General features: G+C 54.9%; 6 protein-coding genes. All 6 read left to right on the forward strand.

Features of this window, described 5'->3' with window-relative positions; genetic code table 11:
* The coding region (locus tag AB1483_12660; GenBank protein ID MEW6413300.1) for a putative Ig domain-containing protein at positions 1–5702 on the forward strand (5702 nt) is incomplete at its 5' end.
* Between the two features lie 392 nt (positions 5703–6094).
* Positions 6095–10969, forward strand: coding sequence for a putative Ig domain-containing protein (locus AB1483_12665; GenBank protein ID MEW6413301.1), 4875 nt, complete (start codon positions 6095–6097; stop codon positions 10967–10969).
* A 365-nt stretch (positions 10970–11334) separates the two neighbouring features.
* Complete coding sequence (locus tag AB1483_12670) at positions 11335–13422, forward strand: putative Ig domain-containing protein (GenBank protein MEW6413302.1); 2088 nt, start codon at positions 11335–11337, stop codon at positions 13420–13422.
* A gap of 203 nt (positions 13423–13625) precedes the next feature.
* The gene (locus tag AB1483_12675; protein MEW6413303.1) at positions 13626–15260 is read left to right on the forward strand and encodes a dockerin type I domain-containing protein; all 1635 of its coding nucleotides are present in this window, start codon (positions 13626–13628) and stop codon (positions 15258–15260) included.
* Between the two features lie 148 nt (positions 15261–15408).
* The gene (gene tilS / locus AB1483_12680; GenBank protein ID MEW6413304.1) at positions 15409–16797 is read left to right on the forward strand and encodes a tRNA lysidine(34) synthetase TilS; all 1389 of its coding nucleotides are present in this window, start codon (positions 15409–15411) and stop codon (positions 16795–16797) included.
* Entirely contained in the window at positions 16769–17323 is a 555-nt protein-coding gene (hpt, locus tag AB1483_12685) for a hypoxanthine phosphoribosyltransferase (protein ID MEW6413305.1), read from the forward strand. Before tilS ends, hpt begins: the two co-directional genes overlap by 29 nt.
* Positions 17324–17366: the final 43 nt, after the last annotated feature.

Raw genomic sequence — 17366 nt, forward strand, 5'->3', positions numbered from 1 at the left:
TGACGACGTTCCCGGCTGGTATGACCATTGATGCCAACGGCCTGGTAAGCTGGACCCCGAACGATGTTGGTGACTTTGGTGTTACAATCGAAGCTTCCAACGCGTTTGGTACCGATGTCCAGAGCTTTACTATTGCTGTAGCTGGCATCGCTCCGATCATTACTTCGACACCGAACGAAAACGGTGTTAGGAATGAACTCTATACTTATGATGTTGACGCCAGTGGTTACCCGGCCCCGACGTTCGCTTTGGCGACCGCGCCGGGTGGCATGACCATTGACGCTGTTTCCGGTTTGATCTCGTGGACTCCCGCTGACCTTGGTGACTTCGCCGTTGTGGTCGAAGCCAGCAACGTCGCCGGTACGGATGTCCAGAGCTTCAGTATTAATGTGGTAGAAGGTGACATCGCTCCGATTATCACTTCTACGCCGGTTACCAGCGTAACTGTCAACCAACTTTATTCATATGACGTACAGGCCAGTGGTAATCCCGCCCCGACGTTTGCTCTCACTGTGGCTCCGGCCGGCATGACTATCAATGCCACTACCGGACTTATTCAGTGGACGCCGACCGTCGTTGGCGATTACGATGTAACCGTCGTCGCTACCAACGGCGTTGCTCCTGATGCTGTTCAGAGCTTCACGATCACCGTTCTGGGTATTGCCCCGACGTTTACGTCGACTCCCATTACCACCGGCACCTATGGCGTAGCTTATAGCTATGATGCCGATGCCGATGGCATCCCGGCCCCGACATTCGCTTTGGCGACTGCTCCGGCCGGTATGACCATTGACGCTATCAGTGGTCTGGTGAGCTGGACTCCGGATGATGTTGGTGATTTCGATGTCACAATCGAAGCCTCCAACGTCGCCGGTACCGCTGTCCAGAGCTTCAGCATAGCGGTTGCCGGCATTGCCCCGAGCTTTACCTCGACGCCGGTCCTGACTGGTACCTATGGTGTGGCTTACAGCTATGACGCCGACGCTGCTGGTTACCCGGCTCCGACGTTCGCTCTGACGACCGCCCCGGCCGGCATGACCATTGACGCTATCAGCGGTCTGGTAAGCTGGACCCCGGACGATGTTGGCGACTTCGGTGTTACTATCGAGGCTTCCAACGTTGCCGGTACTGCTGTCCAGAGCTTCACGATAGCGGTTGCCGGTATTGCTCCGAGCTTCACCTCGACGCCGATCACTTCCGGTACTTATGGTGTAGCTTACAGCTACGATGCCGACGCTGATGGTTACCCGGCTCCGACGTTCGCTCTGACGACCGCCCCGGCTGGCATGACCATTGATGCCAACGGTCTGGTAAGCTGGACCCCGGATGATGTTGGTGATTTCGGTGTTACAATCGAAGCTTCCAACGTTGCCGGTACTGCTGTCCAGAGCTTCACCATTGCCGTGGCTGGTATTGCTCCGACCTTTACTTCAACGCCGATCACGAATGCCGGCTTTGAAGTACTCTATACATACGATGCCGATGCTGATGGTTACCCGGCGCCGACGTTCGCTCTGACGACGTTCCCGGCTGGCATGACCATTGACGCTATCAGCGGTCTGGTAAGCTGGACGCCTGACGATGTTGGTGACTTCGCCGTAGTAATCGAAGCTGCCAACGCGTTTGGTACCGATGTCCAGAGCTTCACCGTCACCGTTGGCGGTATCGGTCCGGTCTTCACGTCGACACCGGTTCTGACCGGTACGTACGGCGTGGCGTACAGCTATGACGCTAATGCCAGTGGTTACCCGGTCCCGACATTCGCTTTGGCGACCGCTCCGGCCGGTATGACCATTGACGCTATCAGCGGTCTGGTAAGCTGGATCCCGGGCGATGTTGGTGATTTCGATGTCATCATCGAAGCCACTAACGACTTCGGCACGGCTGTCCAGAGTTTCACCATCGCGGTTGGTGGCATTGCTCCGAGCTTCACCTCGACGCCGGTTCTGACTGGTGACTATGGTGTAGCTTACAGCTATGACGCCGATGCTGATGGTTACCCGGCTCCGACGTTCGCTTTGACGACCGCCCCGGCTGGTATGACCATTGATGGCGCTGGTCTGGTAAGCTGGACTCCGGATGATGTTGGCGACTTTGATGTTACAATCGAAGCTTCCAACGTTGCCGGTACTGCTGTCCAGAGCTTCACGATAGCCGTTGCCGGTATTGCTCCGAGCTTCACCTCGACGCCGATTACTTCCGGTACTTATGGTGTAGCTTACAGCTACGATGCCGACGCTGATGGTTACCCGGCGCCGACGTTCGCTCTGACGACCGCCCCGGCTGGCATGACCATTGATGCCAACGGTCTGGTAAGCTGGACCCCGGATGATGTTGGTGATTTCGGTGTTACAATCGAAGCTTCCAACGTTGCCGGTACTGCTGTCCAGAGCTTCACGATAGCGGTGGCCGGTATTGCTCCGAGCTTCACCTCTTCGCCGGTTCTGACCGGTGACTATGGCGTGCTCTACACTTACGATGCCGACGCTGCTGGTTATCCGGCTCCGACGTTCGCTCTGACGACCGCCCCGGCTGGTATGACTATTGATGCTAACGGTCTGGTAAGCTGGACTCCGGATGATGTTGGTGACTTTGGTGTTACCATCGAAGCTTCCAACGCTTACGGTACTGCTGTCCAGAGCTTTACCATCGCCGTGGCTGGTATTGCTCCGAGCTTCACCTCGACGGCTCCTCTCGGTGGCGTCGTTGGTGAGCTTTACACTTATGATGCTAATGCCGATGGATATCCGGCCCCGACGTTCGCTCTGACGACTTCACCTCTCGGTATGACAATCGATGCGGTGAGTGGTCTGATCAGCTGGACGCCTGATGCTGAAGGTCTTTATGATGTCGTTATCGAGGCTTCCAACGCCTTTGGCAGCGATGTTCAGAGCTTCACCATCAACGTGGTTGCTGGCCCAGAGGCTCCTGTAATAACTTCGACTCCGTCGACCAGTGTTGTTGTCAACCAGCTTTACAGCTATGATGTGGAAGCTACCGGTAACCCGGGTCCGACGTTCGCTTTGAGCGTTGCTCCGGCCGGTATGACAATCAACGCTACGACCGGACTTATCGAGTGGACCCCAGGCACCGTTGGTGACTTTGATGTTACCGTGGTAGCCAGCAACGGTGTCGATCCTGATGCTGTTCAGAGCTTCACGATCACTGTGCTGGGTATTGCTCCTGCGTTCACTTCGACACCTGTTTTGACAGGTACTTATGGTATAGCTTACAGCTACGATGCTGATGCTGATGGTATCCCGGCTCCGACGTTCGCTTTGACGACCGCCCCGGCCGGCATGGCTATCGACGCTATCAGTGGTCTGGTAAGCTGGACGCCTGATGATGTTGGTGACTTTGGTGTTACAATCGAAGCTTCCAACGCTTACGGCACCGATGTCCAGAGCTTCACGATAGCGGTTGCCGGTATCGCTCCGAGCTTTACCTCCTCGCCGGTTCTGACTGGTGACTATGGTGTAGCTTACAGCTATGACGCCGACGCCGATGGTTATCCGGTTCCGACGTTCGCTCTGGCGACCGCCCCGGCTGGCATGACTATCGACGCTATCAGTGGTCTGGTAAGCTGGACTCCGGATGATGCTGGTGACTTTGATGTCATAATTGAAGCCACTAACTCCGCCGGAACCGCCACTCAGAGCTTCACCATCACGGTTGGTGGTATCGCTCCGAGCTTTACGTCCACTCCGATCACGAGCGGCACCTACGGTGTACTCTACACTTATGATGCCGATGCCTCTGGTTATCCGGCTCCGACCTTCGCTCTCTCGACCGCTCCGGCCGGCATGACCATTGACGCCGTGTCAGGTCTGATTTCCTGGACCCCGGATGATGCTGGTGATTTCGACGTCGTCATCGAAGCCGCTAACTCTTCCGGTACTGCTGTCCAGAGCTTCACCATCACGGTCGTTGGTATAGCCCCGAGCTTTACATCGACGCCGGTTACTGCCGGTACTTATGGTGTGCTCTACACTTACGATGCCGACGCTGATGGTTATCCGACCCCGACGTTCGCTCTGGCGACCGCCCCGGCTGGCATGACCATTGATGCTATCGGTCTGGTAAGCTGGACCCCGGACGATGTTGGTGACTTCGCCGTTACAATCGAAGCTTCCAACGCCTATGGCACCGATGTCCAGAGCTTCACGATAGCCGTTGCCGGTATCGCTCCGAGCTTCACCTCGTCGCCGGTTCTGACCGGCACCTTTGGTGTTGCTTACACTTACGATGCCGACGCTGATGGTTACCCGGCCCCGACGCTCGCTCTGACGGCCGCCCCGGCTGGCATGACCATCGACGCTGCCGGCGTGGTAACCTGGACGCCTGCTGACGTTGGTGACTTTGATGTTACAATCGAAGCTTCCAACGCCTACGGCACTGCTGTCCAGAGCTTTACCATCACCGTTGGTGGTACTGTTCCGGTCATTTCGTCGACACCGATTCTTACCGGTGTTGCCGGTGAACTCTATGCATACGATGTAGACGCTGATGGCTATCCCGAGGCTACGTTCGCTCTGACGACGTCGCCAGCCGGCATGACCATCGACGCTATCTCGGGTCTGATTTCGTGGACTCCTGCCGCTGCCGGCAGCTACGATGTGGTTGTCGTAGCGAGCAACTCCGCGGGCTCAGACGCCCAGAGCTTCACCATAGTGGTTGAGGCCGCTCCGGAAGCTCCGGTCATCACTTCGACTCCTGTGACCAGCGCGGTTATCTTTGACTCGTACGCGTACGATGTTGAAGCCACTGGTTACCCGACGCCGACGTTTGCTCTGACCACGGCTCCGCTCGGCATGACCATTGACGCCGCGACCGGTCTCATTTCGTGGACCGCGGATGCTCTCGGCGACTTTGCGGTGACAGTTGTGGCCGGCAACGGTGTTGAACCCGACGCTGTCCAGAGCTTCACCATAACCGTTTCGGGTATCGCTCCCACCTTCACCTCTACTCCTGTGGTAGAAGGTACGGTGGACGAGCTGTACTCGTACGATGCTGATGCCGATGGTTATCCGGAGCCAACATTCGCGCTGGCTTATGGCCCGGCGGGAATGACGATCGACGCGGCGACCGGCCTGATTGAGTGGACACCGACCGAAACCGGATCCTTTGACGTTACCATAGAAGCTATCAACGACTATGGCACTGCGACTCAGGAATTCACGATCACGGTATTCAGTCAATTCCAGCCCGTCACCTTCCTGGATCAGGATCCCATCTATCTTAAGGATGTGCAGGATAAGATCCTTGGCGTGATGCTTGCTGGATTCGACGTTAGCACTGTCGACGTTAGCTCGATACTCGTCAACTACGAGGTACCTCCGAAGGATACCCCGTATGACACGGTGTATGCCGAGTATCCGCTGCCGGTCTTGAAGATACCGGTTGGAGTCATGAGATTCATGTCCAACTGGAGACCTATTAAGACCACTGTTCAGGATACTTATGTCGTCAGCTTCACGCTGCTCGACGGTACTCCGGTCGAACTCGTCGGCGATGTGAACATCGAGATTGTACCCGGTGACCTCACTCTTGACGGGATAGTCAATAACGACGATATATCGTTCATGGTCGACCTGCTGTGGAATCACGGTAAATATCCGACCTACGAAGAGTTGGCCGATATTGACGGAAACGGCAAGGTTGATCCGATAGACCTGCGCGTTCTGATAAAGCTGGTCTATTAGCGATTCCTAAATAGCTGCCCCTCAAGGCAGTAAAAAGCCCGCCCTCCAAAAGGGGGCGGGCTTTATTTTTTTGCCACCGATAATGAAACGAGATACAATGAGTCGCGTATGCGCAATGGTGCTACCCCAAAAAACAGGAAAGACCACTATCGACCTTGAATTAGAGTTGACTAATGAGTCAATTATGTTTATATTTTAAATGTACTTTAAACCATTACTTCAGTTTAGATACCCTCACGAATCATTTTTTCGTTCGGGGGTTCAAGAGGGGTTTTACAGGGGTTGGTTCTCTATATCAATAGGGAACTTGGTTTGGCGCAGCATATCGTATAATGAGCATATTTATCAATACAACCTAATAACCTCACAACTTTAAAACACAGGGAGTAACAATGAGAGCATTTGCCCTCACACTCATCGTTGCCCTAGTCCTGGTGTTGCCCGGTACCATACTTGGTCAGGCAATTTCGCTTGATCATGTCGATGGACTTAACGCCAGCGGCGAGATTATCCCCGGTGAAGTAGTTACATTCTATATCCGCTTGACCAACGGGCCATTGGCCCAGTCGGTTATCAGCAACGGATATCGGGTGTATTCTCCAGACGGTGCTACCTGGAGCCCACTGGTGGGAACACTCAATCCAATTTATCCATGGGATATGGATCCGTTTGTAATGTTTCCGCCTTACTTCGACCTGGGAATGTACGTTAACGTCTTCTCCAATGGATTAGTCTCTGACACCATCGGCTTTGGCGGCGCCGCGGGCATGTACGGCACCGGCCTTCCGGCCAACTTCGATGCCGTCGGGTACTGGATTACCATGGGCGCGGTTGATATCGCCCACGCCGGTAAAACCATCGTACTCGACTCAGCCTGGTACCCGCCGGCCGGTCGCTGGGTCTGGGCCACCGTGGCCGAGAATGTCGCCTGGGATGGCCCGCACACCTTCCCGATTCACAGTGATGAACCCATAGGCGAAGCCCCGGTGATAACTTCAACGCCGGTTACCTCAGCCACGTACGGTGCAGCCTACACCTATGATGTTGAGGCTACCGGCGACCCGGCTCCGACGTTCGCTTTGACAACGGCTCCGGCAGGCATGACCATTGATGCTGCCACCGGCGTCATTTCCTGGACTCCGGATGTTGTCGGTGACATCGATGTCGTAGTAGAGGCCTCGAACACCGAAGGTACTGATACACAGGCCTTCACTATCGCTGTGGCTGGTATCGTTCCGGCCTTCACCTCGACTCCGGTTACTACCGGTACTTACGGTGTGGCTTACAGCTATGATGCTAACGTGAGTGGTTACCCGGCCCCGACGTTCGCTCTGACGACTGCCCCGGCAGGAATGATCATTAACGGCACGACCGGTCTGATTTCCTGGACACCCGATGTTGTCGGTGATGTTCCGGTAGTCGTAGAAGCCTCGAACGTAGCCGGTACTGCTGTCCAGAGCTTCAGTATCTCCGTGGCCGGTATCGCTCCGGCCTTCACCTCGACTCCGGTTACTACCGGTACTTACGGTGTGGCTTACAGCTATGATGCCGACGCCTCTGGTTACCCGGCCCCGACGTTTGCTCTGACGACCGCCCCGGCCGGCATGACCATTGACGCCGCTTCCGGCCTGGTAAGCTGGACTCCGGACGTCGTTGGTGATGTCGCGGTTGTCCTCGAAGCTTCCAACGCTTATGGCTCCGATGCCCAGACCTTCACCATCACGGTTGGCGGTATTGCTCCGAGCATCACCTCGTTACCGTGTGAGAATGCCCAATACGGTGTGCCTTACACTTGTGATGTAGACGCTGATGGCTATCCGGCCCCGACGTTCGCTCTGACGACCGCCCCGGCCGGCATGACCATTGACGCTGCCAGTGGCCTGATCTCTTGGACCCCGGACCTTATCGGCGACGTTCTGGTAGTCGTAGAAGCCTCCAACGGTTACGGCTCCGATGTTCAGAACTTCACGATTGCGGTGGCTGGTATCACTCCAAGCTTCACCTCGACCCCGGTCCTGACTGGTACCTATGGTGTTGCTTACAGCTACGATGCCAATGCTGATGGTTATCCGGCCCCGACGTTCGCTCTGACGACCGCCCCGGCTGGTATGACCGTTGACGCCGCGTCCGGTCTGGTAAGCTGGACCCCGGATGATGTTGGTGACTTCGCGGTTGTAATCGAAGCTGCTAACGCGTTTGGTACCGACGTCCAGAGCTTTACCATCACGGTTACTGGTATTGCTCCGAGCTTCACCTCGACGGCTCCTCTCGGTGGCGTTGTCGGTGAACTCTACACTTATGATGCTAATGCCGACGGTTACCCGGCCCCGACGTTCGCTCTGACGACCGCCCCGGCCAGCATGACCATAGATGCTGTTTCGGGTCTAATCGGGTGGACTCCCGCCGCAGCTGGCGACTATGACGTGGTAGTCGAAGCCGCCAACGCTTTTGGCTCTGACGTACAGAGCTTCACGATCGGCGTGGTTGACGCTCCCGAAGCCCCGCTTATTACTTCAACGCCGGTGACCGGTGTTACCGTGAACCAGCTTTACACCTACGATGTGGAAGCTACCGGTAATCCGGCCCCGACGTTCGCTCTGACGACCGCTCCGGCCGGCATGACGATTAATGCCACCAGCGGTTTGATTTCGTGGACACCCACCATGGTTGGCGATTACGGTGTAACAGTCGTCGCCAGCAACGATGTGGAACCCGATGCCGTTCAGAGCTTCACGATTACCGTGGTTGGCATTGCCCCGAGCTTTACTTCGACCCCGGTTACCAGTGTGGCCTACGGCGCTGCTTACAGCTATGACGCCGATGCCGATGGTATCCCGGCTCCGACGTTTGCTCTGACAACCGCTCCGGCCGGCATGACTATTGATGCCGTCAGCGGCTTGATCGAGTGGACAGCCGACTTTGCCGGTGATGTCGACGTGGTCATTGAGGCTTCCAACGCTTTTGGTAGCGATGTCCAAAGCTTCAAGATTTCCGTCCTCGGCGCCGCTCCGTCATTCACTTCCACGCCGATTACTATCGGTACTTACGGCGTGGCTTACAGCTATGATGCTGATGCCGATGGTATCCCGGCTCCGACGTTCGCTCTGACGACCGCTCCGGCCGGTATGACTATCGACGCTGCGACTGGCCTGGTCGCCTGGACACCGGATGATGTTGGAGATTTCGGTGTTGTCATCGAAGCTTCCAACGCTTTCGGAACCGATGTCCAGAGCTTCAGCATAGCTGTTGCTGGTATTGCTCCGGTGATTACCACAACTCCTACCACCACAGGCGTGGTTGGCGAGTTGTATTACTATGACGCCGATGCTACCGGTTACCCGGCCCCGACCTGGTCAGGTGATGGTAACATCGATCCGGTTACCGGCGAGGTTTCCTTTACGCCGACAGAACCCGGCGACTATATCCTTTCCATTACGGCTACCAACGCCTATGGCTCTGACACTCAGGGTTGGACGGTCACGGTCGCTGCTGGTCCCGAGGCTCCGGTTATCACCTCGACCCCGGTTACCACAGTTGGTATTTATGAACTTTATTCTTATAACGTCGATGCTACCGGTAATCCGGCCCCGACGTTCGCTCTGACGACCGCTCCGGCCGGCATGACCATTGATGCCGCCAGCGGCTTGATTTCGTGGACACCCGGAGCTCTTGGTGATTACGACGTAACCGTCGTCGCCAGCAACGGTGTGGATCCCGACGCTGTTCAGAGCTTCACGATCACGGTTTCGGGTGTGGCTCCGAGCTTCACCTCGACCCCGGTTACCTCCGGTACCTACGGCGTGGCTTACAGCTATGACGCTGATGCCGATGGTATCCCGGCTCCGACGTTCGCTCTGACGACCGCTCCGGCCGGTATGACCATTGACGCCGCGTCCGGTCTGGTTGCCTGGACCCCGGATGATGTTGGTGATTTCGGTGTAGTTATCGAAGCCTCCAACGCCTTCGGAACCGACGTCCAGAGCTTCACTATCGCAGTTGTCGGTATCGCTCCGGTGATCACGACGACTCCGCCCAGCGCAGGGGTGGTTGGCGAGCTGTATTACTATGATGCTGATGCTACCGGTTACCCGGCCCCGACATGGTCCGGTGGAGACATAGACCCGGTCACCGGTGTCCTGCAATTTGTCCCGACCGTGCCCGGTGACTTTAGCATCACCATCACGGCCAGCAACGACTACGGTTCTGACACCCAGAGTTGGAACCTCACCGTGGCCCCGGCTACCGAGGCTCCGGTTATCACCTCGACTCCTGTGACCAGCGCCGTTATATTTGACGCGTATGCTTACGATGTCGAGGCCACTGGCTATCCGACTCCGACGTTCGCTCTCTCAACCGCTCCGGCCGGCATGACTATCGATGCCGCCAGCGGCTTGATCGGGTGGACCCCGGACGCTCTGGGTGACTTCGACGTGATAGTCGTTGCCTCCAACGGTGTCGATCCCGACGCTGTTCAGTCGTTCACGATCACCGTTATCGGCATCGCTCCTGCATTTACTTCGATGCCGGTCACTGGTGTGACAGTTAACACGCTGTACAGCTACGATGCCGATGCCGATGGTTATCCGGCTCCGACGTTTGCCCTGATCACGGCCCCGGCCGGCATGACTATCGATGCCGCTACCGGCCTGCTCGAGTGGACCCCGGATGTTACAGGAACCTATGATGTCGAGATCGAAGCCACTAACGACTTTGGTGTCGCCACGCAGGCCTTCACCATCACGGTTCACGACGAGTTCCAGCCGGTCACATTCCTCGAGCACGATCCGCTCTTTATCAACTCCGATATTATCGATCAGACTGTGGGAGTGATTCTGGCCGGATTCGATGTCTCGCAGGTCGATATATCATCGATACTGATCATGGGCATGGTGGTTCCGGAACACGATCCGCCTTACATGACCTCCTGGACCGGATATACCGAACCCGTTTTGTATATCCCGTTCTACACGAACCGTCTGTTGGCACACTACCGTCCTTATAGGACCAGCATTCAGGATACCTACCTGGTGACCTTCCTGCTTCTGGATGGAACACCGGTTGAACTTCGTGGCGATATCAACATCGAAATCAACCCTGGCGACCTGAATGTCGATGGCATCGTGGACAACCAGGATATCGACCTGCTGGTCAACGTACTCTGGAACAACGGTCGCCGTGCCTCAGACTACGAAGCGCTTTATGATGTCGATGGTAACGGCAAGCTGGATCCGCTGGATCTGCGCGCCCTTATCAATATTGTGTACTAGCGCCTCGTAAGTGGCTGTCTGACAAAGCAGTCTAGCGCCCGCCCCGAACAAAACGGGGCGGGCCTTTCTTTTACCGGCTATCTTTCCGGTCAGCTACAATTCTCCTGCCGACAGTCTTCGCGCCGGGGATTAATGGTTGACAAACCGCTCACTCGTGGTTATATTTACCCAGTACGTCAACCCTCACCTCTGGCGTACTGCTATTACTGATTAAGTTACATCGCGTAAAACCCCGGGGAGCGGGAACAGGTTCAAGAGGACTTCATTTGTTTTGCTTGCCCTCCGGGAGTAACGCAGCAAGTTAGAGTTTGAGAGATACCAATTACAACCCATTCAACTTTTCAACACTTTGTGAGGGAGTAACTATGAGACTAACAGCAGTCTTGCTCAGCGTTGGTCTGATACTGTTCTCATTCGGCACTGTTTTGGGTCAGTCGATTACCATCGACCATGTCGACGGCCTCAATGCCTCGGGTGAGATCGAACAGGGAGCTACGCTTACCGTTTACATGCGCCTGACAGGCGATGCTAATGCGCATTATGTCATATCGAACGGCTTCCGTGTCTACGGTAACGATCTGAACTGGGGCTCACTCAGCGGTAAGCTGAATCCCGCCTACAAGTGGGATCTGAGCTTCGGTTTCCCGTGCTTTTTTGACCTCGGAATGTACATCAACGTATTCTCCACCGGATCGGTCGCTGACACCATCGGTTTCGGTGGTGCAGCCGGTATGTTTGGTACCGGACTTCCGGCCGGATTTGATGATATTGGGTACTGGATCAACCTCGGACCGGTGACCGGCGGCGGCGATTTCCTCTATATCGACTCGTCGTTCTACCCGCCGGCTGGCCGCTGGGTATGGGATATCGTCGGTGAAAACGTTGCCTGGGGCGGCCCGTATGCTTTCCCGATGGCCATAGAGTGCGAACCCGCTGTGTTCACCTCGACCCCGATCACCGAGGGCGAAGTCGGCACGGAGTATGTCTATGACGTCAACGCCACAGGTAACCCGGCTCCGGAATTCTCTCTGACCGTGTTCCCGGAAGGTATGGCTATTGACCCGATGACCGGCGTCATTACTTTCACACCTACCGCCGCCGGCGACTACGCCGTAACAGTTGTGGCCAGCAACGCCTGCAGTGCGCCCACTCAGGAATTTGTCATCCACGTTCCCGAACCGCCAGTGGCCCCCGTGATTACATCCACTCCGATTCCTAATGGCGTGGTCAATTCGGTATACACCTACGATGTCAACGCTACCGGCAACCCGGTCCCGACATATGCCCTGACGGTCTTCCCGGACGGCATGGTGATCGTTGCTGAAACCGGCGCTATTACCTGGACTCCCACCGCCACCGGTGACTATGACGTAACAGTTGTGGCCTCCAACGGTGTCGTGCCGGACGCTGTCCAGAGTTTCGTTATTACCGTCACTCCGGAACTCGTTTCGCCGACTATCGTAACCACTCCCGTGACCGATGGTCAGGTCGGCGAGGCTTATTACTATGACGTCGACGCTACCGGATATCCGGAACCGACCTTCACTCTCACCACCGCTCCGGGCGGGATGACCATCGACGGGTTCACCGGTGAAATTAACTGGACTCCGACTGCCGCTGGTGATTTCAGTGTTACCGTGCGCGCCGCCAACGGTGTGTCTCCGGCCGCTACCCAGAGCTTCGTCATCGCCGTGGTCCCGGCTTTCGCCGCCCCGGTGATTACTTCGACTCCCGTTCTCGAGGGCGCCGAGGGTGACCCGTACTACTACGATGTCAACGCTACCGGCTACCCGGCTGCGACCTTCACCCTGACCGTCTTCCCGGATGGCATGACCATCAATGAAGCTACCGGCGAAATCAACTGGACTCCCACCGTTTTGGGTGACTATGACGTAACAGTTGTGGCCGCCAACGGTATCGAGCCCGATGCGGTCCAGAGCTTCGTGATCAGCGTGGCCGAGGGCTGTCCGGTAGTCATTACCTATCTCGAGCAGGATCCGATCATCCTCAAAGACCTGGCCGACAGAGTCCTCCGCGTCTACGTCGAGTGCGAAGATAACGCGCACGTCGATCTGAACACCGTGGTGGTACAGGGCAAAATTCCGCCGTATACCGCCGCCCGCATCGAGGGCGACCTCCTCGTGACCGATGTCTTTATTTTCCGCTTCCTCGCCGCCTGGAGACCGATTGCGGCCGATATCCAGTCACAGTACACGGTTGCCTACAACATGCTTGACGGCACGTTCGTGGAACTCTCCGGTGAGATGAACCTCCAGGTTTATCCCGGCGACCTGAATTTCGATGGCATTGAAGATGTTAACGATATCACTTTCCTGGTCGACTACATGTTCAGGGGCGGCGACGAACCGATGTTGCCGGAAGCTCTGGATGTGAACCGCGACGGTTACAACGATATCAGAGACCTTCGCGCTATCGTGGAAATCGTATACTAAGTAGTCTTCTGACTATCCGAGTATAATTACTCTCGAAAAAACCCGCCCTCGAAATGGGCGGGTTTTTTTTAACCTCGACGCGCAAATTGCCGATACAAGACTACAGTTGACAATATTGTCTATTTTAGGTATATTCGGGTTATCCAAACGCCGCCCGTTCACCCGGCAAACAGCGGCGATCCATAAATATCTCGGTGGAGGGTATGATGAAAATAAAGCCAAGACTTATCCTGACCGCTCTCGGGTTGCTCCTTGCCGTTTCCGTTTTCGGCGAGGGTGAGCAATACCAGACTCGCGAAGAACCAAACACTCACCAGCACAAATATTCGAACCTTCAGACCTATCTTGAAGACGACCCAATCAGACTCGTCGACCTTGAGGACCGGATTCTGAAAGTCTACGTGCGCGGGGGAGACCTCGATGTCCGCGACATCGATCTCAGCACGGTGCTCGTTCAGGGGAAAATACCTCCCTATACTGCGGCAAGAATCGAAGGCAACCAACTCGTAACCGATGTTTTCATTTTTCGCTTTCTGGCCGCCTGGCGTCCAATTTGCGAGGATATACAAGGAACCTATTCCATATCATTCGATCTGAAAAACGAAGAACACATTACCCTCTACGGCGAGTTGCATCTCGATTACGTTCAGGGAGACGTTAATCTCGATGGTCTGGTGAACGGGGACGATATCGCCTTCTTCGAAGACTATCTGTACAACAGTGGACCCGGGTCGATGCTGGAAGAAGCCCTAAATGTCAACTGCGACAGATATCTAAACCTGGACGACCTCGAACTTCTCAAGCAGCTCGTCGCGGAGGCAGAGGAGTCCGAACCCAACCGCGAGAAACAAGGCTACGGCGACCCGCCAACCTACCTTGAACAGAACCCGATCGTCCTCAAAGACCTCACAGACAGGATCCTCAGGGTCTACGTGCGTGGCACCAATTTCGACATTCACGATATCGACCTCAGCACAGTTGTAACACAGGGGAAAATCCCGCCATATACCGAAGCCCGCATCGAGGGCGACCGAATGGTCACGGATGTTTTCATATTTCGTTTTCTGAGCGCCTGGCGACCTATCGAAGATGATGTCCACAGTCGCTACACGGTCGAGTTTGATCTCAATTCGGGCGAGCATATTGTGCTTGATGGTACGGTGAACGTAAAGATTTATCCGGGCGATTTGAATTTCGAAGAAGACGATTGTGAGATGTTATTTATGCTTTTGGAACTCGCCGAGCAGGGCGTTATCGACATAGATGTTGAAGAGCTGGAACGCATGCTCGAAGAGGCCGGTTGCTACGAAGAGGAAGAACCGCCGTATCGCCGCCGCGACCGCGATGGCAAGCCGTTTACCTATCTTGAAGAAGATCCTGTCACTCTGGTCAACCTGCCGGAGAAACTCCTCAAAGTGTATGTCCGCCGCGCGGATTATGCTCTTAAGGATATAGTACTGGAATCAGTGCTAATTAACGGGAAAATTCCTCCACATACAGAGGCGTGGATTGAGGAAGACCGCCTGATAACAGATGTCCTCTTGATGCGCTTCATGACTTTCTGCCGGCCAATAGAACAGGATGTCCACGCCGGCTACAGCGTCTCTTTCGATCTTACCAACGGAGAGCATGTTGACTTGTACGGTGAGGTCAACATAGAATATATAGAGGGAGATCTGAACCTCGATGGTACAGTCAATATAGAAGATATTGTCTTTATAATTGACTACCTTCACCACTCCGGACCGTCATGTGTCCTTGAGGAAATGCTCGATGTGGACAATGATGGCATTATCTGTGATAGGGATATACTTGCAGTGACTCAGATTGTCTACTAGATCCTTGCCAGCAGCTTTGAATTCGACTACGCAGCCCGCCTTACAACAGAAGGCGGGCTTTGTTTATGCCTCTCACCGCGAAATCCAACAAAATCAATCCAACCAACGATTTTACTCGACGCGCGACCGCAAGTTGCTATCTTAAAGCATGACCTTCGCACACAAAGTAATCGAGACTATCGCCAGACACAGTCTGCTCGCTGAAGGCGACTCCGTGCTCGTGGCCCTCTCCGGCGGCCCGGACTCAGTGGCGCTGCTGCACATTCTCCATCAACTGGGCAAGAAACAGAAACTCAAGCTATACGCGATATATATCAATCACAATATCCGCAAGAAAGCCGCCAAAGAAGAAGAGCGGTTCTGCCGGGAGCTTTGCTCCAGACTCGATATCGAGCTATTTATCGTGTCCGAAGACATCCCGGCGCTCGCCAAATATTTGGGTAAAGGGGTCGAGGAGACCGGACGAGATTTCCGCTACGCTACCTTCGAAAATCTGGCCAAAGAAAACAAAATCGATAAAATCGCCCTTGGCCATCACGCCGACGACCGAGTGGAAACCGTTCTCTTCAGAATAATCAGAGGCACCGGCAAAACCGGTTTGGCCGGAATCCCGGTGAAACGCGACAGGGTTATCAGACCTCTGTATGAATTGACCAAGCAGGAGATACTCGATTATCTCAAAGAAAACAAACAGTCCTATTGTCTCGATGAATCCAATCGAAGCATCGAGTATGATCGAAATTACATTCGCAACAAACTCCTCGTTGATATAAGGCACAACCTGAATCCCCAAATTGATAAGGCGCTGCTCACTCTCTCGGAAATCTCCGCCGAAGAGGAGAGTTTCCTTCAGGCCTTGGTGAAGCGCCGGACCGCTAGACTAATTCGCCGCACACCGGGCGACAAAATAGAGCTTGATTTAAGAGCATATAACACTTATGATAAATGGTTCCGGCGGCGATTGCTAAGGCATTGTCTTACAGTGCTTTCCGGCGGCGAATCTGGATTTGACCGGATTGTTGTGGACCGACTCGATGATTTCTGCCGCCTGCGCGGAAAGAGCCTGTCGCTGCCTGATGGATTTCAGGCCGTGACAACTGACAATAAGCTTGTCCTTTACCGCCGCCATACCGATAGTTATGATGTAGCCTTGAGCCCCGGTAAGACCAGCCAACTGACAACCTTGCGGCTCAATTTCCGTATGTCGGTATTAGATGCCGGCAAGGCCACGCTGAGTCGAAAGAGGCGTGCTGATAAGGTCTATCTGGCTCTTGAGAAGGTCACGCCGCCGATGGTTGTGCGAAATGTCAGGCCGGGAGACAAATTCCGACCCCTCGGTCTGAAAGGGACCAAAAAAGTCGGCGACTATTTGACAGACAGAAAAATCCACCGCGTTTTCAGAGATGAGATACCGGTGGTGTGCGATAAGAAGGGAATAGTGTGGTTGGTCGGTTTTGAGATTGCCGACCGGGTAAAAATTGAAAGCTCATCCGGAAAGGTTCTGAAAATTGAGTGCATTAAGCGATCAAAATCTTGAACTGAAGCCGTTTGAACTGCTTCTGGACCAGAAGACCCTAGCCCGCAGAATCGCGGAGCTTGGCAGAGAAATCACCGCGGCATACAAGGACAAGAATCTTGTCTTGCTCGGTGTGCTGAAAGGCTGCATCGTGTTTCTGGCCGATTTGATGCGTCATATCAAGTTGCCGCTCGAAATCGAGTTTGTATCGGCGGCATCGTATCGCAAGGGAGGAAAACAGGAAGACGATATCGTCTTCCGCGGACCGGCTCACATTCCGCTCAAGGGCCGCCATGTACTCATAGTCGAAGGCGTCGTTGATTCCGGACGGACAGTAACCACCCTGCTCAATAATGTCCGCAAGATGGAACCGGCTTCGATAGAGGTTGTTACACTAATTGACAAACCCGGTAGCCACCGGTTCAAGATGAACCTGGCCTACAAGGGCTTCTCGATAGGGAACGAGTTCGTGATAGGTTTCGGTTTGGACAACACGCAGAAATACCGCAACCTGCCGTTTGTCGGCAAAGTGATTGATACCAAGTAATAAACGCGCTTTCAGGGAAATTTCGGTGAATACCAAACGGCTT

The organism is Candidatus Zixiibacteriota bacterium (assembly GCA_040756055.1).
Classification (GTDB): domain Bacteria; phylum Zixibacteria; class MSB-5A5; order GN15; family FEB-12.

What these genes read in the sequence shown, in the direction of transcription:
- AB1483_12670 (MEW6413302.1), top strand. Translation starts at nt 11,335, where the DNA reads ATGAGACTAACAGCAGTCTTGCTCAGCGTTGGTCTGATACTGTTCTCA.
- AB1483_12665 (MEW6413301.1), top strand. Translation starts at nt 6,095, where the DNA reads ATGAGAGCATTTGCCCTCACACTCATCGTTGCCCTAGTCCTGGTGTTG.
- tilS (MEW6413304.1), top strand. Translation starts at nt 15,409, where the DNA reads ATGACCTTCGCACACAAAGTAATCGAGACTATCGCCAGACACAGTCTG.
- AB1483_12675 (MEW6413303.1), top strand. Translation starts at nt 13,626, where the DNA reads ATGATGAAAATAAAGCCAAGACTTATCCTGACCGCTCTCGGGTTGCTC.